21 protein-coding genes are annotated in these 20,347 nt (G+C 63.5%); 8 read left to right on the forward strand and 13 right to left on the reverse strand.

Translation table 11 applies throughout. The annotated features are described in order from the left end of the window. The first annotated feature begins 68 nt into the window (after positions 1-68). Both ACFELO_RS07935 and ACFELO_RS07940 read left to right on the forward strand, forming a co-directional pair. Positions 69-977: an ROK family protein gene (locus ACFELO_RS07935; protein WP_440957239.1), complete on the forward strand. Its 909-nt coding sequence runs from the start codon at positions 69-71 to the stop codon at positions 975-977. Then, on the forward strand, positions 974-2,248 hold the full coding sequence (locus tag ACFELO_RS07940) for a DNA polymerase IV (RefSeq protein ID WP_440957240.1): 1,275 nt from the start codon (positions 974-976) through the stop codon (positions 2,246-2,248). Before ACFELO_RS07935 ends, ACFELO_RS07940 begins: the two co-directional genes overlap by 4 nt. Here ACFELO_RS07940 and ACFELO_RS07945 read toward each other — a convergent pair. Beyond that, positions 2,245-3,147, reverse strand: coding sequence for an alpha/beta hydrolase family protein (locus tag ACFELO_RS07945; RefSeq protein ID WP_440957241.1), 903 nt, complete (start codon positions 3,145-3,147; stop codon positions 2,245-2,247). The genes ACFELO_RS07940 and ACFELO_RS07945 overlap by 4 nt on opposite strands. 127 nt (positions 3,148-3,274) lie before the next feature. Between ACFELO_RS07945 and ACFELO_RS07950 the strand changes: the two genes are divergently transcribed. The 3 genes from ACFELO_RS07950 to ACFELO_RS07960 all read left to right on the forward strand — a co-directional run bounded on the left by ACFELO_RS07950 (position 3,275) and on the right by ACFELO_RS07960 (position 5,442). Further along, the gene (locus ACFELO_RS07950) at positions 3,275-3,736 is read left to right on the forward strand and encodes a RidA family protein (RefSeq protein ID WP_440957242.1); all 462 of its coding nucleotides are present in this window, start codon (positions 3,275-3,277) and stop codon (positions 3,734-3,736) included. 64 nt (positions 3,737-3,800) lie between these two features. Next, positions 3,801-4,946: a GNAT family N-acetyltransferase gene (locus tag ACFELO_RS07955; protein ID WP_440957243.1), complete on the forward strand. Its 1,146-nt coding sequence runs from the start codon at positions 3,801-3,803 to the stop codon at positions 4,944-4,946. Positions 4,947-5,010: 64 nt separating this feature from the next. Then, positions 5,011-5,442, forward strand: coding sequence for an HIT family protein (locus tag ACFELO_RS07960; RefSeq protein ID WP_440957244.1), 432 nt, complete (start codon positions 5,011-5,013; stop codon positions 5,440-5,442). A 6-nt stretch (positions 5,443-5,448) separates the two neighbouring features. On the opposite strand, the gene ACFELO_RS07965 is transcribed toward ACFELO_RS07960, so the two are convergent. Then, positions 5,449-5,895, reverse strand: coding sequence for a hypothetical protein (locus ACFELO_RS07965; protein ID WP_440957245.1), 447 nt, complete (start codon positions 5,893-5,895; stop codon positions 5,449-5,451). A 120-nt stretch (positions 5,896-6,015) separates the two neighbouring features. Between ACFELO_RS07965 and ACFELO_RS07970 the strand changes: the two genes are divergently transcribed. Beyond that, positions 6,016-6,849, forward strand: a complete 834-nt coding sequence (locus tag ACFELO_RS07970; RefSeq protein WP_440957246.1) for an alpha/beta fold hydrolase — start codon at positions 6,016-6,018, stop codon at positions 6,847-6,849. 4 nt (positions 6,850-6,853) lie between these two features. Here the strand turns inward: ACFELO_RS07970 and ACFELO_RS07975 are convergent, their stop codons facing one another. The 4 genes from ACFELO_RS07975 to ACFELO_RS07990 form a co-directional block, all read right to left on the reverse strand. Next, entirely contained in the window at positions 6,854-8,092 is a 1,239-nt protein-coding gene (locus ACFELO_RS07975; RefSeq protein WP_440957247.1) for a S41 family peptidase, read from the reverse strand. Further along, a complete protein-coding gene (clpA, locus tag ACFELO_RS07980) occupies positions 8,089-10,422 on the reverse strand; it encodes an ATP-dependent Clp protease ATP-binding subunit ClpA (protein WP_440957248.1) in 2,334 nt (777 codons plus the stop codon). The genes ACFELO_RS07975 and clpA overlap by 4 nt, the downstream gene beginning before the upstream one ends. A 3-nt stretch (positions 10,423-10,425) precedes the next feature. Next, positions 10,426-10,752 (reverse strand): ATP-dependent Clp protease adapter ClpS, encoded by a 327-nt coding sequence (gene clpS / locus ACFELO_RS07985; RefSeq protein WP_009800658.1) that lies wholly within the window; start codon positions 10,750-10,752, stop codon positions 10,426-10,428. Positions 10,753-11,000: 248 nt separating this feature from the next. Further along, complete coding sequence (locus ACFELO_RS07990) at positions 11,001-11,438, reverse strand: phasin family protein (protein ID WP_440957249.1); 438 nt, start codon at positions 11,436-11,438, stop codon at positions 11,001-11,003. Between the two features lie 420 nt (positions 11,439-11,858). On the opposite strand from ACFELO_RS07990, the gene ACFELO_RS07995 reads away from it, so the two are divergent. Further along, on the forward strand, positions 11,859-13,115 hold the full coding sequence (locus tag ACFELO_RS07995; RefSeq protein ID WP_440957250.1) for a serine hydrolase: 1,257 nt from the start codon (positions 11,859-11,861) through the stop codon (positions 13,113-13,115). On the opposite strand, the gene ACFELO_RS08000 is transcribed toward ACFELO_RS07995, so the two are convergent. From ACFELO_RS08000 to ACFELO_RS08010, 3 genes are all read right to left on the reverse strand, one after another. Continuing rightward, on the reverse strand, positions 13,112-13,555 hold the full coding sequence (locus tag ACFELO_RS08000) for a DnaJ domain-containing protein (protein ID WP_440957251.1): 444 nt from the start codon (positions 13,553-13,555) through the stop codon (positions 13,112-13,114). The two genes, ACFELO_RS07995 and ACFELO_RS08000, sit on opposite strands and share 4 nt — an antisense overlap. Before the next feature lie 19 nt (positions 13,556-13,574). Next, positions 13,575-14,438 (reverse strand): division plane positioning ATPase MipZ, encoded by an 864-nt coding sequence (locus ACFELO_RS08005; protein WP_440957252.1) that lies wholly within the window; start codon positions 14,436-14,438, stop codon positions 13,575-13,577. A gap of 75 nt (positions 14,439-14,513) precedes the next feature. Beyond that, positions 14,514-15,062 carry an SPOR domain-containing protein gene (locus tag ACFELO_RS08010; protein ID WP_440957253.1) on the reverse strand — a complete coding sequence of 183 codons (549 nt, stop codon included), beginning with the start codon at positions 15,060-15,062 and terminating at the stop codon, positions 14,514-14,516. Positions 15,063-15,149: 87 nt separating this feature from the next. Here ACFELO_RS08010 and panC point away from each other — a divergent pair, with 87 nt between their 5' ends. Beyond that, the gene (gene panC, locus ACFELO_RS08015) at positions 15,150-16,022 is read left to right on the forward strand and encodes a pantoate--beta-alanine ligase (RefSeq protein WP_440957254.1); all 873 of its coding nucleotides are present in this window, start codon (positions 15,150-15,152) and stop codon (positions 16,020-16,022) included. Position 16,023: 1 nt separating this feature from the next. Here panC and ACFELO_RS08020 read toward each other — a convergent pair whose 3' ends face one another. From ACFELO_RS08020 to ACFELO_RS08035, 4 genes are all read right to left on the reverse strand, one after another. Then, the gene (locus ACFELO_RS08020; RefSeq protein WP_440957255.1) at positions 16,024-16,434 is read right to left on the reverse strand and encodes a DUF1489 family protein; all 411 of its coding nucleotides are present in this window, start codon (positions 16,432-16,434) and stop codon (positions 16,024-16,026) included. A 9-nt stretch (positions 16,435-16,443) separates the two neighbouring features. Further along, positions 16,444-17,223 carry a hypothetical protein gene (locus tag ACFELO_RS08025; protein WP_440957256.1) on the reverse strand — a complete coding sequence of 260 codons (780 nt, stop codon included), beginning with the start codon at positions 17,221-17,223 and terminating at the stop codon, positions 16,444-16,446. A gap of 88 nt (positions 17,224-17,311) precedes the next feature. Then, positions 17,312-18,250 (reverse strand): hypothetical protein, encoded by a 939-nt coding sequence (locus tag ACFELO_RS08030; protein ID WP_440957257.1) that lies wholly within the window; start codon positions 18,248-18,250, stop codon positions 17,312-17,314. 90 nt (positions 18,251-18,340) lie between these two features. Beyond that, on the reverse strand, positions 18,341-20,326 hold the full coding sequence (locus ACFELO_RS08035; RefSeq protein WP_440957258.1) for an acetyl/propionyl/methylcrotonyl-CoA carboxylase subunit alpha: 1,986 nt from the start codon (positions 20,324-20,326) through the stop codon (positions 18,341-18,343). Between the last annotated feature and the right edge of the window lie 21 nt (positions 20,327-20,347).

Below are 20,347 nucleotides of genomic sequence, written 5' to 3' on the forward strand. Positions count from 1 at the left end.
AGTCCCCGTCTTCGCAGGGCGATTAGAACAAGATATGAACGTCCCATGCGAGGAAAAAGAGGCGGCCCGTGTTACGGTTAGGCGTGGATCTCGGCGGCACGAAAATCGAGGCGGCGCTGGTCGATGACAGCGGAAACTGCGCTGTGCGCCGCCGAATGCCGACCCCGGAGGGCTATCTGCACAAGCTCGACGCCATCGCGGATCTGGTCCATGCGGTCGAAGCAGAAGCGGGGCTGAAAGCGCCCCTGCCCGTCGGCGTGGGCCATCCGGGGTCCCTCAACCCCCGAACCGGGCTGATGCGCAACGCCAATTCCACAGCGCTCAACGGCCACCCGCTCGATCACGATCTCGCGCGTCGGCTCAACCGCCCCGTGCGCTGCGCCAATGACGCCAACTGTTTTGCGTTGTCAGAAGCCCGCGATGGCGCGGGCGCCGGCGCCCGCAGCGTCTTTGGCGTAATAGCCGGAACCGGAGTCGGTGGCGGCGTGGTTCTGAACGGGGCGCTCGTGTCCGGCGCCGATGGCAATGCCGGCGAATGGGGCCACACCGCCTTGCCCTATATGAGTGCAGAGGAGCTGGCGATCAGCCCGGCCTGCTATTGCGGAAAATCCAATTGCGTTGAGGCCTGGTGCTCCGGCCCCGCCCTGTCACGTGATCATCAACGCCATGGAGGATCGCCCCTGACGGCGCAGGACATCGCCCAGGCCGCCGCAAATGGCGACACCGTCTGTCAGGCCAGCCTCGACCGGCATGCCGACCGCTTCGCGCGGGCGCTCTCGAATGTGATCAATATTCTGGACCCTGAGATCATCGTGCTGGGCGGCGGTCTGTCCAATCTGGAGGGCTTTGCCGAAAATTTGGCCGGCCGGTTGAAAGATTGGGCTTTCACCGACGATCTGGTCACACACATCACAACGCCGATGCATGGCGACAGCTCGGGCGTGCGCGGGGCCGCATGGCTGTGGGAGGCGCCATGAGCGAGCCGTCCACCCCTTCATACTGCCGCAGCTGCCTGTCGCCTGCCCCGGCGGGCGTCAAATGCCCTCATTGCGGACGCGGTCCGGTACTGCACCATGCTGAACTGAATGCGCTGGCCCTCGCGCATATTGATTGCGACGCCTTCTTCGCCTCGGTGGAAAAGCGCGACAATCCCGAGCTGGAAGACCAGCCGGTGATCATTGGCGGCGGCAAGCGCGGCGTCGTCTCGACCGCCTGCTATGTAGCGCGGCTATACGGCGTGCGTTCGGCCATGCCCATGTTCCAGGCGCTCAAGGCCTGCCCGGACGCGGTCGTGGTCCGCCCCCGCATGGAGGTCTATTCCGCTGAAGGCCGGCGCATCCGCGCCATGATGCAGGATGTGACCCCGCTGGTGGAGCCGCTCTCCATCGACGAGGCGTTTCTCGACCTGTCCGGGACAGAGAAGCTACATGGCGCGCCGCCCGCCCTGACGCTGCTGCGTCTGCAGCGGCGCATCCTCAATGAGGTGGGCGTGACGGTTTCGGTCGGGCTCAGCTTCAACAAATTCCTCGCCAAGACGGCCTCCGATCTCGACAAGCCCAACGGTTTCTCGGTGATCGGTCGCGCCGACGCCCCGGCCTTCCTCGCGCAGATGAAAGTGGGTGACGTCTATGGCGTGGGGCCCGTCCTGGGCAAGAAGCTGAATGCGGACGGTCTTTACACCTTGTCTGACGTGCTCAGGCGCTCTGAAGGCGAGCTGGCGCGCAAATACGGTGAATCCGGCCTGCGCCTCGCCCGCCTCGCGCGCGGACAAGATGACCGCAAGGTCAGCCCCGAGCGCGAGCGCAAATCGGTCTCGGCGGAGACCACTTTCAATGACGACATCGCCGACAAATCCGCCCTCAAGGACCGGCTCTGGCCCTTGTGCGTGAAAGTCGCCGACCGGATGAAAGTCCAGGGCGTCGCCGGGCGCGTGGTGACACTGAAGATCAAGACCGACACGTTCCGCACCCTCACCCGTCGCCGCACCCTGTCTGACCCGGCCCAGCTGGCGGACACGCTCTACCGCACCAGCTGCGACATGCTCGACAAGGAGCCTGAGGGGGTGCGCTATCGCCTGATCGGCGCGGGCTATTCGGTGCTGGAGCCCGCCATCGCGGATGCGGGCGACCTCTTGGACCCCAATGCGCTCAAACGCGCCGCCGCCGAGCGCGCCATGGACGCCGCCCGCGCCAAGTTCGGGGAAGCGGCGATCATCAAGGGCCGCATGCTGAAAAAAGACCGGGACTAGCCGCTGCGCGAGAGCCGGTAGGCGTCCTGGGACAGCCAGCGAAACACCTGCGGCCAGAATACCTCCGCCAGCTTGGAGCGGAACAGACCATCATGGCCCAGCGGGCCGCAGGCGGCGTCTTCATGACTGACAAGCTTCATCTCGGTCGGCGCGTTCTCATACCGCTCCAGAAGCCAGCGCACGGATTGGGGATTGGCGATAGGGTCGTCATCCGGCGTCCACGCCCGGACCGGGGCGCGAAAGCCCTGATACCGGGAGGTGAGACCCAGCTCCGCGATGGCGTCCCTGAAGCATTCGGGATTGATGCCGAAATCCCGCCAGTCCGCCCAGACGCGCGGCGGCAAAGGCTCGCCCCGCCAGAACACACCCTTGGGGATATGCCCGCGTAGCAGCAGATAGGCCGGACCGAAGATCCGCCAGAACGCCCAGGCGAAATATTTGAGCGGCGGGGACTGGTCTCCCCAATATCCCGATGAGGCGGACAGGAGCGCCAGCCGGCGCACCGGCAGAGCCGGGTTCACCAGCGCCGCAAACTGACCGCCTATGGAATGGCCGACAATATCGAGCGGCAGGCCCGGAAACGCCTGGCAGGCGGCTTCGGCCGCAGCGGGAATGTCATAGCGCGCCCAGTCGAGCATGCGCGCGGTTTCCCGGCGGGGGTGGCAGCGAGCGGAGTCTCCCTGCCCGCGATAATCATAGGTCAGCACCGCCCAGCCGTTCTCCGCCGCCGCCTCAGCGAAGGGGCCGTAGAAGTCCTTGCGGTATCCGGTTGCAGGGTTGATCACCATGACGGCGGTTGGCGCACCAGGCACACGAAAGACGCCGGACAGCAATTTGCCATCGGCTGTCCGCAGGCGGACGGGTCTCAGCGTTGTCATGCTCGCTGCGTCGCGCGCCATCAGCTCACCTTATCGTTAATCTGCAGCATGCAGGCCGCGCCCACTGAATTCAACCCGCCGCCCTCATTGCCAGAATGGCTTTCAGGCGCCTAATTGTGACGGTCCACATCCAATCGGAGCTTGTCCCATGGCTGACATCGAATCCCGCCTTGCCGCGCTTGGCCTCACCCTGCCGGAAGCCGCAGCCCCTGTGGCCAATTACGTGCCGCATGCGCAGAGCGGTCAGACCGTGCATATTTCCGGTCAGATCTCGATGGGCCCCAACGGCCTGGTGACCGGACGACTGGGCGACGGTATGACGCTGGAAGAGGGCCAGGCGGCGGCGCGTCTGTGCGCGCTGAACCTGATTGCACAGTTCAAGTCCGCCTGTGACGGCAATCTCAACCGCGTGCTGCGCGTGGTGAAACTGGGCGGCTTCGTGAACGCGCACCCCGATTTTCACGATATCCCGAAAGTCATCAATGGCGCGTCCGACCTGATGGTCGAAGTGTTTGGCGATGCAGGCCGTCACGCCCGCTCCGCTGTGGGCGTTGCGGTGCTGCCGCTCAATGCTGCTGTGGAAGTGGATGCGGTGATCGAAATCGCGTGATCGCGCTCGAACTCTCAAAGCGGCCTGCCTATATCGAAGCTCTGAGACAGCTTCTGGACGGTTCATGACCGATATCTCCGTGCGCATGATCACCCGGATGGCGCAGATCGATCCTGTTGACTGGGATCGCTGCGCCAATCCGGATGACCAGCCCTATGACCCGTTTCTGAGCTGGGACTTCCTTGATGCGCTCGAGACTTCGGGCTGCGCGGTCGAGGAGGCCGGCTGGGGGCCGCGCCATCTGATCGCCGAGGACGATGACGGCCGGGTGATCGGCGTGATGCCGCTTTATGTGAAGGGGCATTCGTATGGCGAGTATGTCTTTGATCATGCCTGGGCGGATGCGCTGGAGCGCGCCGGCGGCGCCTATTACCCCAAACTGCTGACCGCCATCCCTTTCACACCCGCCACCGGGCGGCGCATGCTGAGTTCTGATCCTTTGGTGCGTGAAGCGCTGATCAAGGCCGGACGGCACGCCGCCCGCGAACTCGACTTGTCCAGCTGGCACGTGCTGTTCCCCGACGCCCCCACACAATCGGACCTCATTGAGGCCGGGCTGCTGGCGCGACAGGACATCCAGTTCATCTGGGACGATGAGGGCTATGGCGATTATGAAGGCTTCCTCGCCGCCCTCTCCTCGCGCAAGCGCAAGGCCCTGAGGAAGGAACGCAAGACCGCGCAGGATGGCGTCACGATCGAACAGCTCACCGGCGATGCGCTGACCGCACACCATTGGGACGTGTTTTTCGCCTGTTATCAGGACACGGGCGACCGCAAATGGGGCACGCCCTATCTCAATCGCGACTTCTTCACCCTGATCCACGCACGCATGGCCGACAAGGTCCTGCTGGTGATGGCGAAAGACGGCGAGGACTATATCGCCAGTGCGCTGAACTTCATCGGATCAGACACGCTCTATGGCCGGTACTGGGGCGCCCTGCGCTTCGCCGACCAGCTGCATTTCGAGCTCTGCTATCATCAGGCCATCGACTACGCCCTCGCCCACGGGCTCCGTCGCGTTGAAGCCGGCGCCCAGGGCGCGCACAAGCTGGCGCGCGGCTATCGCCCTCAGCTTGTCTATTCCGCCCATGACATCGTCCATGAAGGCCTGCATGGCGCCGTGGAGCGGTATCTGCGCTCCGAACGCCGGGCAGTTGAGACAGAACGTCAGGCACTGGAAACAGAAAGCCCCTATCGCAAGGACGGATAGGTCTTGGTCCGTCCCACGGTTCGCGCTACCAAACCCCGAAGCCCAACCAAGCAGGAGACCCGCCATGAGCCTTCACGGGACCTATGACGACCAGAATATCTTCGCCAAGATCCTGCGCGGGGAAGCGCCGTGCGTGAAAGTGTACGAGGACGAGCATGTGCTCTCCTTCATGGACATCTTCCCGCAAAGCAAAGGGCACACGCTGGTCATTCCCAAGGAGGCCGCGCGCAATCTTCTGGAGATTTCAGATGACGGCGCCGCCGAGGCGATCAAGCGCGTCAAGAAAGTGGCCAAGGCCGTCGAAATCGCGCTGAAACCCGATGGCGTGACCATCGCCCAGTTCAACGGCGCTCCGGCCGGTCAGACCGTCTATCACATCCATTTCCACATCATCCCCCGCTGGGACGGTCAGGACATCGCTGGCCATGGCAGCGCCGGTCAGGCCGATATGGATGAGCTCAACGCCCTGTGTGAAAAGATCAAGGCGGCGCTCTAGACGCCCCTACTCACACCAGACTTCGGGCATGTCGAAGGGGCCGTGGACCGTCACGGCCTCGCCCTCCGCATTCCGCTCGATGATCTCGAACCGCGCCGCGTTCACCGGCAAGATTGCGTCCGCATCCTCTAGCGGCCCGGCCTGCAAGCCTGCGCCCGTTCGCTCGCCAGCCTCCCCGGACGGATCCGCATCCGCATGCCCGCCGCTCGTCCAGCGCGGATCGAACGGATAGGTGCGCGCCATCACCTCGCCCTGGCAGTCATAGGCGGTCCAGACGAGCCGCGCGCGCGGATCACCCAGATCGTCCTCCACATAGAAGCGCCGCCCGCCAAACGCCTCAACCAGCGGCGGCTCTTGGGTGAAGTCCACAGCCACCACGCGCCCTGTAACCGCGCTCTCCGAGGGCGGATGCGCGAGGCTGAGCGCCAGAAAGGCGAGACTTGAGACAATCATGGGCGGCTCCTTAGGACATCAGGCTCAGTCATGCGTTTATGACAGCCATGCACAGGACAGGCTTTCCCCTCAACCCCAAAAGCCCTAGCGTCGACATGGATTTCATAAAGAGACTGTCTTATGCCGACTGCTTTCTCCCTTGCCGCCAACGCCACCGCCGCCTTCCTGCCGCGCACGTATAAAGCCTCGGTTTCGCGCGAATTCACCCGGCCTCGCGTGCGCAAACAAACCGACAAGGGCCGCGATTGGCTCGACAGCCTGAACAAGGATACGTTCGAGGGGCCCAAGGGCCGGCAACGCGTCTATCGCGGCGGCGACGGCCCGCTGGTCTTCTTCCAGCATGGCTGGGAAGCGGACAGTGCAGACCTCTCCACACTGGGTGAAGCGGTGATGAGTGCGGGCTTTTCAGTCGCGCTGATCGACGGACCGTCTCATGGGGAGAGTGAAGGCCATAGCGCCTACATCCTGCCCTTCGCCGAAGGGCTTGGCGCTGCGGCAGCCCAGCTGGGCCAACCCTATGGCGTTGTCGCCCATTCCATGGGCCTGCCTGCGAGTGTACTCGCCATGACCCGCCACGGGCTCAAGCCGGACCGCGTGGTCGGGCTGGGCGCGCCGGACGCCCTCACCCGCAACGCCGCCTTCCAGTCCGAAGCGATGGGATTATCGCGTCGCGCCATCGCGCTGATGATTGAAGCGATGAGCGAAAGCCTGGGCGAGCCTGCCGCCAATATGGACATCACGCTGGACGCGCCGAACCTGACGATCCCGGCTCTGATCCTGCACGGCGCCAATGACCAGATCGCGCCCCCGGTCAGCGCAGAGCGCATCACCAGCGCCTGGCCCGACGCCCGATCTGAAATCTTCGACGGCGTCGGTCATCGCGGCATCTTGCGCGACCCGCGTGTGGTCGAGCAGGTGCTGGGGTTCCTGACGGCAGACACCCCCACAAGCTGAACGACTATCTTAGAAGGCTCAAAGCCCGTTCAAGCGCCAGATCCTCGCCATTGGGCCCGCGCAAATCTGCGCTCTCAAGAACGATATCCGACTCATACGCTTCACGCGGCGTACCGTTCACGTGATAGAGCGCCTCGGTGGGCAGCTTCACGGTCCAGCCGGTTTCGGGCAGGTCATAGTCATAGATCGCCCCCAGAAGCCCCGCCATAGGCGCGCCCAGGGTGACGGCGTCCGCCACAGCGTCGAGACCTATGGTCAAACCCTCGCCCATCGAGCCGGTCCAACGCCCGGAGATCACCACGACCGGAACACCGGCCAGGCTTTCGCCACGCGGCAGCACCTCTTCCATCCATTGCCGGGCGACGCCCGTATCGCGTTCGATCTGGGGAAAGGCGTGGCGTTGATAGGGCTGCGTCTCATCAATCAGACGCCCCATCAGGGCGCGGGCATAGAGCGTGTCGCCACCGCTGGGCGTATCGCGCAGATCAATAACCAGACCATCCGGACGCGCGCCCGACAGCGCCTCATCGATGGCGGCGATCAGCCCTTGCTCGCCCAACGAATTGTTGAACCGCAGCACGCGGATGCCGTCATGGTCTGACACGCTGATCAGCGGCCGTTCGGGCGTTTCAACCTGATAGAGATTGGGCAGGCTCAAAGCCTGTTCCTGACCGCTGGCGTCGGTAAAGACAAACTCTCGCGTCTGATCGCGGGGTCCGGCCGCCAGCACCCTGGCGGCGTAGCCTTTCGCGGCGTCGGCCTCATAAGATCCCCCGCACAGCCCGGCCACGGCCTCGTCCATGGATTGGCCTGCGACGGAAGACAGCCGCCAGCCGGGTTCAACGCCTGCGGCCTGCGCCGGGGAACCATCGCGCACATCGGTGATGACATAGGCGCCGTCACGGTGCTCAACCCACAGATCATTATAGCTCGGCGTCAGGCCGTATGAGCTGCGCGAGGAAATGCCCAGAATGGCGTGATGGTCCTGCAGGGCGTTGATCGCGCATTCGGCGAACCGCAACAGGCTGGACGCATCCGTGACCGCGTCGGGATCAACGCCTTGCGCCCCACGGGCCGGATTGCGCCCGTCAAAGCGCGCAAAATAGGCGTACTTTTCGTCGATCAGCTCAAGCAGGTGCTCGGCGTCAGCGCGAAAGTCCGGCGTTTGCGCCAGAGCGCTCGCGCTGAAAACGAACGCGCCGCTGAGGATCAGCGGCGCGCAAGCATGAAGAGGTTTGATCACTTCACTGTTTCTTTTGTCTTTTTAGGTTTTCGCTTGGGCTTGGCGTCGTTCAGGCGGTCGCCCGGAATAATCTCGAAATCGAGACGCTCGGTATCAGCGGCATCCACATCCACCTTGACCACGCCACCCTTCTTGAGCTGACCAAACAGGATCTCTTCAGCCAGAGGCTTCTTGATGTGATCCTGAATGACCCGGCTCAGCGGACGGGCGCCGAACTTCTCGTCATACCCGCGCTCACCCAGCCAGCGGGTCGCCGCTTCGGTCAGCTCGAAGGTCACGCCGCGATCAGCCAGTTGCGCCTCAAGCTGCAGGACGAATTTCTCGACCACACGGCCGATGACATCGATCTTGAGCCCGGCGAACGGGATGATGGCGTCCAGACGGTTGCGGAATTCAGGCGTGAACAGACGCTCGATCGCCGCCTGGTCCTCGCCGTCGCGCTTGCCGCGGCCAAAGCCGATGGCTTCCTTGGCGGCGTCCGCCGCACCGGCATTGGAAGTCATGATCAGGATGACGTTGCGGCAGTCCACGGACTTGCCGTTGGCATCGGTCAGCTGACCATTATCCATCACCTGCAACAGGATGTTGAAGATATCCGGGTGCGCCTTCTCGATCTCATCCAGCAGCAGGACCGAGTGCGGGTGCTGGTCGATGGCGTCCGTCAGCTGGCCGCCCTGATCATAGCCCACATAGCCCGGAGGCGCGCCCAGAAGGCGGCTCACCGTATGGCGTTCCATGTATTCGGACATGTCAAAGCGCAGAAGCTCCACGCCCAGCGTATCCGCCAGCTGGCGGGCCACTTCGGTCTTGCCCACCCCGGTCGGACCGGAGAACAGGTAAGAGCCGATGGGCTTGTTGGGTTCGCGCAGGCCAGCGCGCGCCAGTTTGATGGCGCTCGCCAGCTTGTCGATGGCGTCGTCCTGGCCGAACACCACGCGCTTGAGCGAGGTCTCGAGATCGCGCAGCACCGCCTCATCGGACTTGGAGACCGATTTCGGAGGGATGCGGGCGATCTTGGCGACCACCGCCTCGATCTCTTTCACGCCAATGGTCTTCTTGCGCTTGGACGCCGGAACCAGGCGCATGGAGGCGCCCGCTTCATCGATGACGTCGATGGCTTTATCGGGCAACTTGCGGTCGCCGATATATCGATCCGACAGCTCCACCGCCGATTTCAGCGCATCCGCCGTGAAGCGGATATCGTGGAATTCCTCGAAATAGGGCTTCAGGCCATTGAGGATCTTGATCGCATCCGGCACGGACGGCTCGGTCACGTCGATCTTCTGGAAGCGCCGCGCGAGCGCCCGGTCCTTCTCGAAATGCTGACGGTATTCCTTGTAGGTGGTCGAGCCCATGCAGCGCAGGCCGCCCTGTTGCAGGGCCGGCTTGAGCAGGTTGGACGCATCCATCGCACCGCCAGAGGTGGCGCCTGCGCCGATCACCGTGTGAATTTCGTCGATGAACAGAACCGCGTTCGGGCGCGCTTCGAGCGCCTTGACGACCTGTTTGACGCGCTCTTCAAAGTCGCCGCGATAGCGGGTGCCTGCCAGCAGCGCGCCCATGTCGAGCGAATAGATCGTCGCTTCGGCCAGCACGTCCGGCACTTCATGCTCGACGATCTTGCGCGCCAGACCTTCAGCAATGGCGGTCTTGCCCACGCCGGGATCACCCACCAGAAGCGGGTTGTTCTTGCGGCGGCGGCACAGCACCTGAATGCAGCGCTCCACCTCGTGCTCACGACCGATCAGCGGATCAACGCCGCCTTCGCGCGCCTTCTCGTTCAGATCAACGCAATAGGCTGACAGCGCATCATCCTTCTCCTCGGCGCCCTCACCCGGCTCGACCGCATCCTCGTCGGCGCCACGGGGCGGACGGGAGTCAGACTCGCCCGGCTTCTTGGAAATGCCGTGGGAGATGTAATTGACCGCGTCATAGCGGGTCATGTCCCGCTCGGCGAGGAAGTAGGCGGCATGGCTTTCGCGTTCGGCGAAGAGCGCCACCAGCACATTGGCGCCGGTGACTTCATCCCGTCCGGAGTTCTGCACGTGGATCACGGCGCGCTGGATAACGCGCTGGAAACCGGCGGTCGGCTTGGCGTCCTCGCCATCATCGACCATGAGACTCGCCAGCTCTTCGTCCACATACTCATTGAGCGTGTCGCGAAGCTCGTCCACATCCACATCACACGCCCGCATGACCGCAGACGCATCCACATCCTCGCACAGCGAGAGCAGAAGGTGCTCCAGCGTGGCGTATTCGTGCTTGCGTTCAGTCGCGGCCGTCAGGGCGCGATGCAGGGAACGTTCGAGAGTGGGTGAGAAAGAGGGCAAGGCCTAATCCTTTTCCATCGTGCACTGTAACGGGTGCTGAGCGCGACGCGCAGCGTCCATGACCTGAGCCACCTTGGTCTCGGCGACCTCGTAGGTGAACACGCCGCACACCCCGACTCCATGCTGGTGCACATGAAGCATGATGCGAGTCGCGTCTTCTTGCCCCTTGTGAAATATGCGAACCAGAACCTCGATGACGAACTCCATTGGAGTGTAATCATCGTTGAGCAGCAAAACCTTGTACATCGACGGACGCTTGGTCCGTGCGCGCGGCTTGACTGTTACGCCGGTCTCCTGATCGGGCAGGTCTGGCTTCTTAGGCTCACTCATGGGCAGTCAGGCGTCTCATATAAGCTCGCCCCAGCTTGATCCGGTTTTCCAGCTGCGGCAATCGATCATAGAATTAAATAAGCGCCCCGGGGTTACTGAGAACCCCCTCAACTGATCACAACGCAGCTTATCGGTGGAAAGCGCGCCAATCAGGTCAAAAAAAATGGTCCGACGTCGAACGCCGGACCAGTCAGGGAGGAAACCGGGCCGGACCGTGCATCGAGGCGCGATCCGGCGATAAGGTGCGCCTAGCGCTGGGACTGCATCAGTTCCAGAGCGGCGGAGAAGCGATCATTGATCGGCTTGAACGTGTCTTTGACCAGATTGGACATCAGGTCGGAATTCTTGTTCATCTCGGCCATCATGGCGTCCAGGGACGACTTGGCGTAGTCGGACTGGATCTCGAGAACTTCCTGAACCGATTTGGCGCCGGCCATGGATTTGGCGGCGGCCACGCTGTCTTCCATGGACTTCTTGGCGAAGGCCAGGTTCGCAGCGTTCAGCTCTTCAAGCGATTTCGCGGCAGTGGTGCTCGACGCGATCACGGCGTCCACAGTGTCCTTGTGGAAGGCGCTGAAATCATTGACCGCTTTCATGGACTTCTCAAAGCCGTCCTTGATGGCTTCGTTCGAAGCGGTGGTCATGGTTTCGATCGTGTCTTTGGCGGTGTTCTTGGCGGCGGTCATCGACGTGTCTCCAGAATATTTGCGAGGGGGCGAGGGCTTTCGGGTTTTGCTTTGGCCCGGCGTCTTTTTGGCGGTCCGCTTGGCCGGCGCTTTCGCACTGACTTTCGCGGCTTGAGCCGGTTGCTTCGCCGGCTCCGCAGCAGCCCTGGTTTTCGCTTCCGATTGAGGCGCTTGTTCCGGCGTCGCCGTTTCAGCGGCAGCCGGTGCAGGCGTCTCAGACGCAGTTTCTTTCGGAGTCGCGTTCGCCATGTTGGGCTCCATGCGCTACCTGCTCGTTCGCAGGTGCAGCATATATGTACGCTCCCGGGCGAGTCGTCAAGGCGTTTTTGTGCAGCGCACAAATTGTCGCAACCCTTTGAGCGCAGAAAAATCCGGCACGGTTAACGCTCGAGCAAGGGCTTGTGCATCATCGTCCCGGACATGTCTCGATACATCCTTGCCCTGCTGTGCGTTCTGAGCGTCTTCGCCCTCACCTCCCGCGCCGAGGCGAGAGAGCGATACGCCGCCTTTGTCGCGGATATGCAGACCGGCGAGGTCCTGCATTCGCGCCGGGCCGACGCCGAGCGCTACCCCGCCTCACTCACCAAGATGATGACGCTCTACATGCTCTTTGAAGCCATGGAAGCGGGCGAAGTCAGCCTGGATGACACGATCACGGCGTCCACCGAGGCCGCCAGCCGTCCGGCATCCCGATTGGGCCTGCGCGCGGGACAGACCTTGCGCGTGGAGGACGCCATCCGCGCCCTGGTCATCCAGAGCGCCAATGACGTCGCCGTGGCCGTCGCCGAACATCTTGAAGGCGATGAAGCCCGTTTCGCCGCCGCCATGACGCTGCGCGCGTCCGAGCTGGGCATGACCAATACGGTGTTCCGCAACGCGTCAGGCCTGCCCGACGCCGCCCAGCACACCACAGCCCGCGACATCGCACGGCTTGCCTATGCCCTGCATGAGGATTTCCCGCAATATTATCACTATTTCGGCGAGACCCGGTTCCGCTGGAACGGCGTCACCCACCGCAATCACAACTCGCTGGTGGGCAATCAGGCCGGAGTGGACGGCCTGAAGACCGGCTATATCCGCGCCTCGGGTTTCAACCTCGCCGCCAGCGCCGAGCGTGACGGCCACCGCATCATCGCTGTCGTCATGGGCGGCGTCTCTGCGTCCGTCCGCGACGCCCATGCCCGCGAACTGATCGAAGCCGCGTTCTCAGCCGTCAGCGCGCGATCCGAAGGCCGCATGCTGGCCGCTTTGAACTCGCCGCGTCTCAATCCTGTACGTGAACAGGAAATCCTAACTGCCGAGCTCGCCAGCCTGCCGGCCCAGACCGCTCAGGGCTCCGCGCCCGGCGCACCGCCGGCGCAGGTCGAACTCGCCGATCTCGGCGCAGAGCCGCGTCCTCGCCCCTTCACCCCTGCCGTTACGCCCGAAGGCTGGTCGGTTCAGGTGGGCGCTTTCACGTCTCAGGCCGCCGCGTCTGCGCGTCTTGAGAGTGTGGCGATGATGGGATTGCACTCGCTGCTGACGGATGCTCAGGCCCGCGTTGAGCCGCTGGAGCGTAATGGCCGCCAGCTCTGGCGCGCCCGTTATGCCGGGCTGGATGGCGACCGCGCCCGTTCGATCTGCCAGCGCCTGGAAGCGAGCGGGGAATCCTGCTTCGCCGTGCCGCCGTCGGCCTAGTTCTTCAAGAGAACGTCGCGCGCTTCCTGCACTTTCGCCGCCAGCGCATCAGATCCGCCCTGATCGGGGTGAACCCGCTTCATCATGGTGCGGTGCGCCTTGCGAATGGTCTCCTCGTCGGCATCCGGTCCCACGCCCAGAATGGCGCGGGCTTCCGCTTCGCTCATGCCGGTCGTGGCGGGCGGCGGTGAGCTGGCGCCGGAAGCGCCGCCGGGCTTTCTGCGGCCCATGGCGACACCCAGAAATCCGAGCGCTGCGCCGATCATGGGAATGCCGGCCACAGCCAGGCCGCGGATTGTCAGAAGGCCGCCCAGCAGCAAGCCGCCAATGCCGAGTATCCACCGTAGAAGATTGGCCGCCTGTCTTGAGGGCAGCTTCGCCATCAGGACAGCGACGACCCAGCCGACCAGGATCAACAGGACAAAGAGATAGTAGATCATGATCGCGCCAACATTCGCCTCAGAACGGGAAGGGTTTCCCGCTCAGTCCAGGCAGTTTGAGCACGATCATCAGTTCGCGCAATTCCTGACGGGCCGCCACATGGCTCATGGTGAAGGTCATGGACGAGCCCGCTTCGGTCAGGTCAAGAAGAGTCAAACCCGCCGGGAACAGTTCGCGATAGATCACCCGCTCCGAGAAACCCGGCGCCAGTCGGAAGCCCACCCGTTCAGACAGCGCTTTCAGCCCGCGCCCCACGCGGCGCTTGTTGCGAGAATCCAGATTGGAGACCCGGTTGCGCATGACCAGCCAGTCGATGGATTTGCGGTCGCGCATGGCTTTGCGCTTGCGACATTCCCAGACCATTTCCGAATACACGCTGGGACGGCCGACCTCGAACGTATCGCCATCGATCTCCGCCAGCAGGGCGAAGTCGATGAAGCTGTCATTGATCGGAGTGATCAACGTATCGGCGCTGGCGTGGGCGAGCCGGGCGTAATGGGTATCGCCGCCGGGCGAGTCCACAATGATGAAGTCACAGCCCCGGCTTAGCTGGCTCAGGGTCTCTTCCCAGGCCGCACGCTCTTCGGCTTCCACATCATCGAGCGACCGCGACTGGGAAATCGGAAGGCGTCCCTGAACCGGCATGGGCAGCGTGACCCTGCGGGCGTCCGCCCAGCGACGGCGATTGTCCAGATATCGGCTGAGGCTCGCCTGGCGCAGATCAAGATCAATGACGCCGACAGTCTTGCCCATGCGCATCAGCGCCACCGCGAGGTGAATGGCGACGGTGGACTTACCCGCCCCGCCCTTCTCGTTCCCGACCACGATGACGTGCGCGCCTTCGGCGGCGCGCCCCGTTGACCCAACAGCGTCAGCAGACACGTTGACGACTCCCCGATACCCAGATGAGGCGGCGCTAGCATGCTCCGCCCTTGATGGCCAAGTGCTGTTATGGACCTAACCGGGTAGAGCTTCACCGGTAAAGTGCGTCGCCTGACACCACAGACCGGCCGCCTGCGCTTGCGCACACAAGGCTTGCGCCTCGGCGCGGGTATCAAACGGGCCCGCTTTCAGGCGCAGGAAATCACCCTGCTCCAGATGTACAAGCTCGGTGCGCGGTGCGGTGTGCGTCAGTGCGGGCAGTTGCACGCTCAGCTGACGCCAGCCGATCTCGGCATTGCTCATCAGCCGGTAAGAGGCCAGATGCGCGGCGTACAGAAGGCTCTGTGCGTTCTCAAGGTCCGGCGCCGGCGCGAAATGCTCAGGCCCGCTATGGGCGACCGGAGACTGCAGGGGCGCGGCATGAGGCGCTTCCAGCAGGGCGGCGCGCAGCGCGCCCATCTCGGCGCTGGACGCCTCGATCCGCTCGGGGTGACGTTGGGCGGTGTCTTCCAGAAGGCGCGCCAGCTCCAGCGCCGGTTGCGCCCGCCCCTCGACAGAAGGTGAGCCCGTGCTGACACAGGCCGTCAGGCCCAGTGTCGCCATCGTGATGAAGACCAGTCGCATGCCTACCCCCAGAACCGAGTCGCGCGCTTGCGAGTCTGCCACGGCTAAGGCTAGCGTGCAGCCTGTAATTTCGCCCAGGAGGCCGCCGTGTCCAACGGTCCTGAACTCGCCCTTCCCGCCGTCTACAACATCGCCGATCTTCGCGATCAGGTCCGGCAATGGCGCAAGGACGATCTGCGGATCGGTTTCGTGCCGACCATGGGCGCGCTTCATGACGGTCATCTGGCGCTGGTCACACAAGCCCTTGAGACGTGCGACCGCGTGATTGTCAGCATTTTCGTGAACCCCACCCAGTTTGCCCCGGGCGAGGATTTCGACGCCTATCCGCGCACGCTGGAAGCGGACGCAACCAAGCTGGCGGATGTGGGCGCCCACCTCGTCTACTCGCCGGACGCCGGGGAAATGTACCCTGAGGGCTATGTCACCACTGTCCATCTGACGGGTCCGACACATGGGCTGGAGAGCGTGTCCCGTCCGCACTTCTTCAACGGAGTGGCGACCGTGGTCTGCAAGCTTTTCAATCAGGTCCAGCCTGACCTCGCGGTCTTTGGCGAGAAGGATTATCAGCAGCTCATGGTGATCCGGCGCATGGTGCGCGATCTGAACCTGCCGGTTGAGATTGAAGGCGGGCAAACCGTGCGGGAGGCGGATGGCCTCGCCCTCTCCTCTCGCAATGTCTATCTCAACGCCACCGAACGCGAGCGCGCCTCCCGTCTGAACGTCATCTTGCAGGAATTCGCGGACGCTCTGAAAAGCGGCGCGAATGTCGCCGACGCCCAGCATCAGGCCCAGCTCAAGGCCCAGTCCGCCTTTGACAGCGTGGATTACGTCGTGGCGCGGGACGCCGAGAGCCTTGAAGCCCTGCCCTCTGGCCCGATTGAACGGGATGCGCGTGTGCTGGCGGCGATCCGAGTGGGCAAGACGCGGCTGATCGACAACCGCGCCGCACCCAAGGCCTAGATCACCAGGCCCCGAGCTCGATCAGCTTGCGGCGCAGCTCGTCGGGAAGGTCTTCCCCGCCCGCATGCTCGGTCAGGTCTGAAGGGGCATCCTCGGCCTTCAGATACCGCCATCCCTGAAAGGCGCGCCGGGGTGATGGCGCGGTGCGGACAAGCGTGTTCTCAAGCCAGATATTGCAGCGCTTGATCCCTTCAGAATCCGTGAATTCTTCAAGGTCCAGAATGGGCTGGCGAACCTGAATGACGCGCTTTATCACCCAGTACAGCGAGCCGCCCGCAAGGATCTCGTCCTTGCGCTTGGGCGTCATGCGGGTGGTGTGGACCGTCGGCTGACCGTCATGTCGGTCGAGCCAGCCTTGCAGCTGTTCGACCGAATCCACACCCACGCAGAGTTTGACCAGATGAAGCGCCATGGCGCCGAATTAGTGCGACTCCGCCGCCTCAACAACCGCGCCGCCTGCAGAGGGCGCAGCCCATTCAATGTCGAGAATGTCGATCGCCATGCTCTCATCAAAGGACTGGAAGGCGGCGGATCCTGCCATGGAGAAGCGCAGGCTCTCCAGCCGAGGACCATTCACGACTTCGTCAAAGACGTAGTTCTGCACAAAGCTGAAGCCCTCGATCCGGGCGGCGAAGTTCGGCTTTACGCTCTCCTGCAACTGCAGCTGAAAGCCCTGAACATGGCCGGTTTGCGTATTCACGCTCACTTCGCCCAGCATGGCGTCGAGCATGCGGCGCGTCGCGCCATCGGGCTCATCCTCATCATCGGGAAACGCCTGAGGCGCAAACCCGTAGATCAGGAGCCCGTCTTCCTCTCGCAGCAGGGTCGCTTCAGAACCGATGATCCGGCGCAGCTCTTCGGGGTCAAACCCCTCGCCGCCGAACCCGTCATCTTCATCGTCCTCGGCGCTCTCTTCATCCTCGTCGTCATCTGAGAACATGTCTTCCCAGATTTCGCGCTCGGATTCGTTCAACCCCTCCTCGGAGGGAGAGAGCAAGGTGTAATGGCTCTCGCCATCCGCATCCTCTTCGATACGCACCGTGATCCGACCGTCATTACCGCCGACCATTAAATCCACGCGTTGCGCGACAGGATCGTTCAGACTGACCGACAACGCCCGCTCCAGCGGGTCCGGCAGCTGCGCGAGAGCTGCGGTGGAGCAAAGCGTGGCGCAAGCGCCCAGCATCAGGGTGCGAAGCATGGTTCAGCCCTTTTCATCCTCAGAAGGCATCAGTCTCACCTTCCTAATGAGGCGAGACTAGGGCTGACAGCGGACAAATCGCCTCGGGTCAGGCCGTCGCGCGATCGGTCAGGCCGTCCTTGTGCGACAGGTCCACGTCAAAGGTGGTTTCGCTTTTGGGTGCGGGCGCCTCATGAGCGCCAAACGCGCTCTGATAAGCCTTGAAGGCTTTGGACAGGCCCAGCTTGGCGTAGGCCTGCACACCGCGTGCGGAGGCCGTACGCGGGGTCCAGCCCGCTTGGCGCAGCACGCCATTGGCGTGATAGACGCCGTTTTGAAGCGTAGACTGGGGGGTCACCATCTCAACGGTGATCGACACGTTCAGACCTTCCAGATTCTCCACCCGGTGCGGTGCATGCAGCGGCCAGGACACGAACGCACCCGGATCAAGATCAATCTGGGCCGCCTGACCGTCCCAGGTCGGATCGAACGGCACGTCCTCGGTCTGGGTCTTGTGCAGGATCGCTTCCATGAATTGCGGATCCACGAACGGCGCGCGCGGCGGATAGATCCGGAAGCGCTTCTTGCCCTTCACATGCAGCAGCAGGGTCTCTGACACGTCAGAGTGGAAGAAGACCTGTGCGCGGGGGCTCGATATCAGAATACCGCCATAGGCGCGCAGCGGGCTGAATCCCGGATTGAGACGCTTCAGCTGACCGATCAGAGCCTCAAAGATCGGCTTGTAGACCGGATCGGTGTCCATGGCCTGGCGCAGATTGATCCACAGCTTGCCCTCCCGGACTGCATCAATCAGGTCACGCCCCTTGAGATCGCCGCCCTCACCGGCCCGCCAGCTTTCGCGGTCGGTCGGATCATCGCCCATGGTGCAGATGTCGGTCAGCTCTTTGGGGTGACGGTTCAACAGCGCCGCCAGCGCCAGCTCACTGAATGCGGGATCCATGTGCAGACGGTGACGCGCAGTCACAACGCCCTGGCGGTAATCCTTCCGCTTGTCGTCATTCCAGTCGATCAGCACAGGGTCGGTCATCACGGGCGCTCCGTCGCAAACTGGGACGCTTGCGCCTCCCTTTGCTGCTCACAGTGCATCAGACGGGCCAAACCCTTGATGCGCGGCGGACTACTCGTCCGCCAGCGTCACCAGGATCGCGCCGTCGCCAACCTGATCGCCCTCATTGGCCGCCACGCTTTCCACCACGCCATCACGCGGAGCAGACAAGGCGTGCTCCATTTTCATCGCTTCCAGGACCGCCAGCGTCTGGCCCTTCTTCACGCTATCGCCCGCCTTGACCGGCACGGACAACACCTTGCCGGGCATGGGCGCTTTCACCGCGCCGCCCGCTTCCAGCGCATCGGCCAGAGCGGCAGGGTTATAAAGGCTGATCAGATGCGTCTCGCCCTGACACGCCACCAGCACGCCGCGCTTGCGCGTTTCAAGACGGGCCGAGACATCACGTCCATTCAGGCGTGCAGACACAGCCGTGTCGCTCAGCCTGACCTCACTCAGGGTATAGGAGTCCTCGGCGATCCGGGCCGTGATCGTTTCACCGTCACGTGAGAGCGAGACGGACAATCGGCTCTCGTCAGCCTGGAAGCCCAACTCGATGACGGCGTCCGCATTGGCGCGGAATCCATCGGTCACAGACCAGGGATCAGAGGCATTGGCGGTCAGACCGGCGCCGCCCGTAAGCCCCAAAGCGGCGGCCACATAGCTGAAGGCCGGCGGGGATTTGGGGGCCAGCTCGTCCAGACGGGCATCGATAAAGCGCGTGTCCACTTCGCCAGCCTTGAAATCGGCATGGGTCAGCGCCCGGCGCAGGAAGCCGGCATTGGTCTTCACCGGATAGACGCGCACATCATGGTCCAGCACCGCCACAAGGCGCTCGATGGCCTCCTCGCGGGTGTCGCCGAAGGTGATCAGCTTGGCGATCATCGGGTCATAGTGCAGCGAGACCTCGCCGCCCTGACGCACGCCGGAATCGGTGCGGACCTCGTTTGCGAGATCGGTTTCGGGCAGATCCAGGAAATCGAGCGGACCAATTGAGGGCAGGAAGCCGGTGGCCGGATCCTCGGCATAGAGCCGCGCTTCCATGGCCCAGCCCTTGAGATGGATCTGATCCTGCTGGGGCACGGACCCGCCAGACGCGACACGCAGCTGAAGCTCGACCAGATCCACGCCGGTCACAGATTCCGTAACCGGGTGCTCCACCTGAAGACGGGTGTTCATCTCCATGAAGTAGAAGCCGTCCTCGCGCAGCGGGCCGGACCCGTCCACGATGAACTCGATGGTGCCGGCCCCCACATAATCCACCGCCTGCGCGGCGCGGACTGCGGCCGAACACATGGCGGCGCGCACATTGGGCGTCATGCCCGGCGCGGGCGCCTCCTCGATGACTTTCTGGTGGCGGCGCTGCAGCGAGCAGTCGCGCTCGAAGAAATGCACCACCCGGCCCCGGCTGTCGCCAAAGACCTGAACCTCGATATGCCGCGGGCTCGAGATGAATTTCTCGATCAGGACGCGCTCATCGCCAAAGCTCGACGCGGCTTCGCGCTTGCAGCTTTCCAGCGCTTCCAGGAAAGCTGCCGACGCCTCGACCTTGCGCATGCCCTTGCCGCCGCCGCCCGCGACCGCCTTGATCAGCACCGGATAGCCGATCTCGTCCGCCTGGGACTTGAGATAGTCCGGTTCCTGATTGTCGCCGTGATAGCCCGGCGTGACCGGCACGCCGGCCTCTTCCATCAGCTTCTTGGCGCGATCCTTCAGGCCCATCGCCTCGATAGCTTCAGGGGAAGGCCCGACAAAGGTGACGCCCGCCTCGGCACAAGCACGGGCGAAGCCTGCATTCTCGGACAGGAAGCCATAGCCGGGATGGATCGCGTCAGCGCCGGTATCCTTCGCCGCCTTCAGAATGAGATCCGCCTTGAGATAGCTTTCACGCGCGGGCGCCGGGCCCAGCAGCACGGCTTCATCCGCCATCCGCACATGGGGCGCGTTCGCATCCGCCTCGGAATAGACCGCCACGGTGGCGATCCCCAGGCGATGGGCGGTGCGCATGACCCGGCAGGCGATTTCGCCGCGATTGGCGATCAGAAGCTTTTTCATCATGGGTGGACATCCATTCGTGTG

Origin of the sequence: Oceanicaulis sp. LC35 (genome assembly GCF_052055585.1) — a bacterium.
Classification (GTDB): domain Bacteria; phylum Pseudomonadota; class Alphaproteobacteria; order Caulobacterales; family Maricaulaceae; genus Oceanicaulis.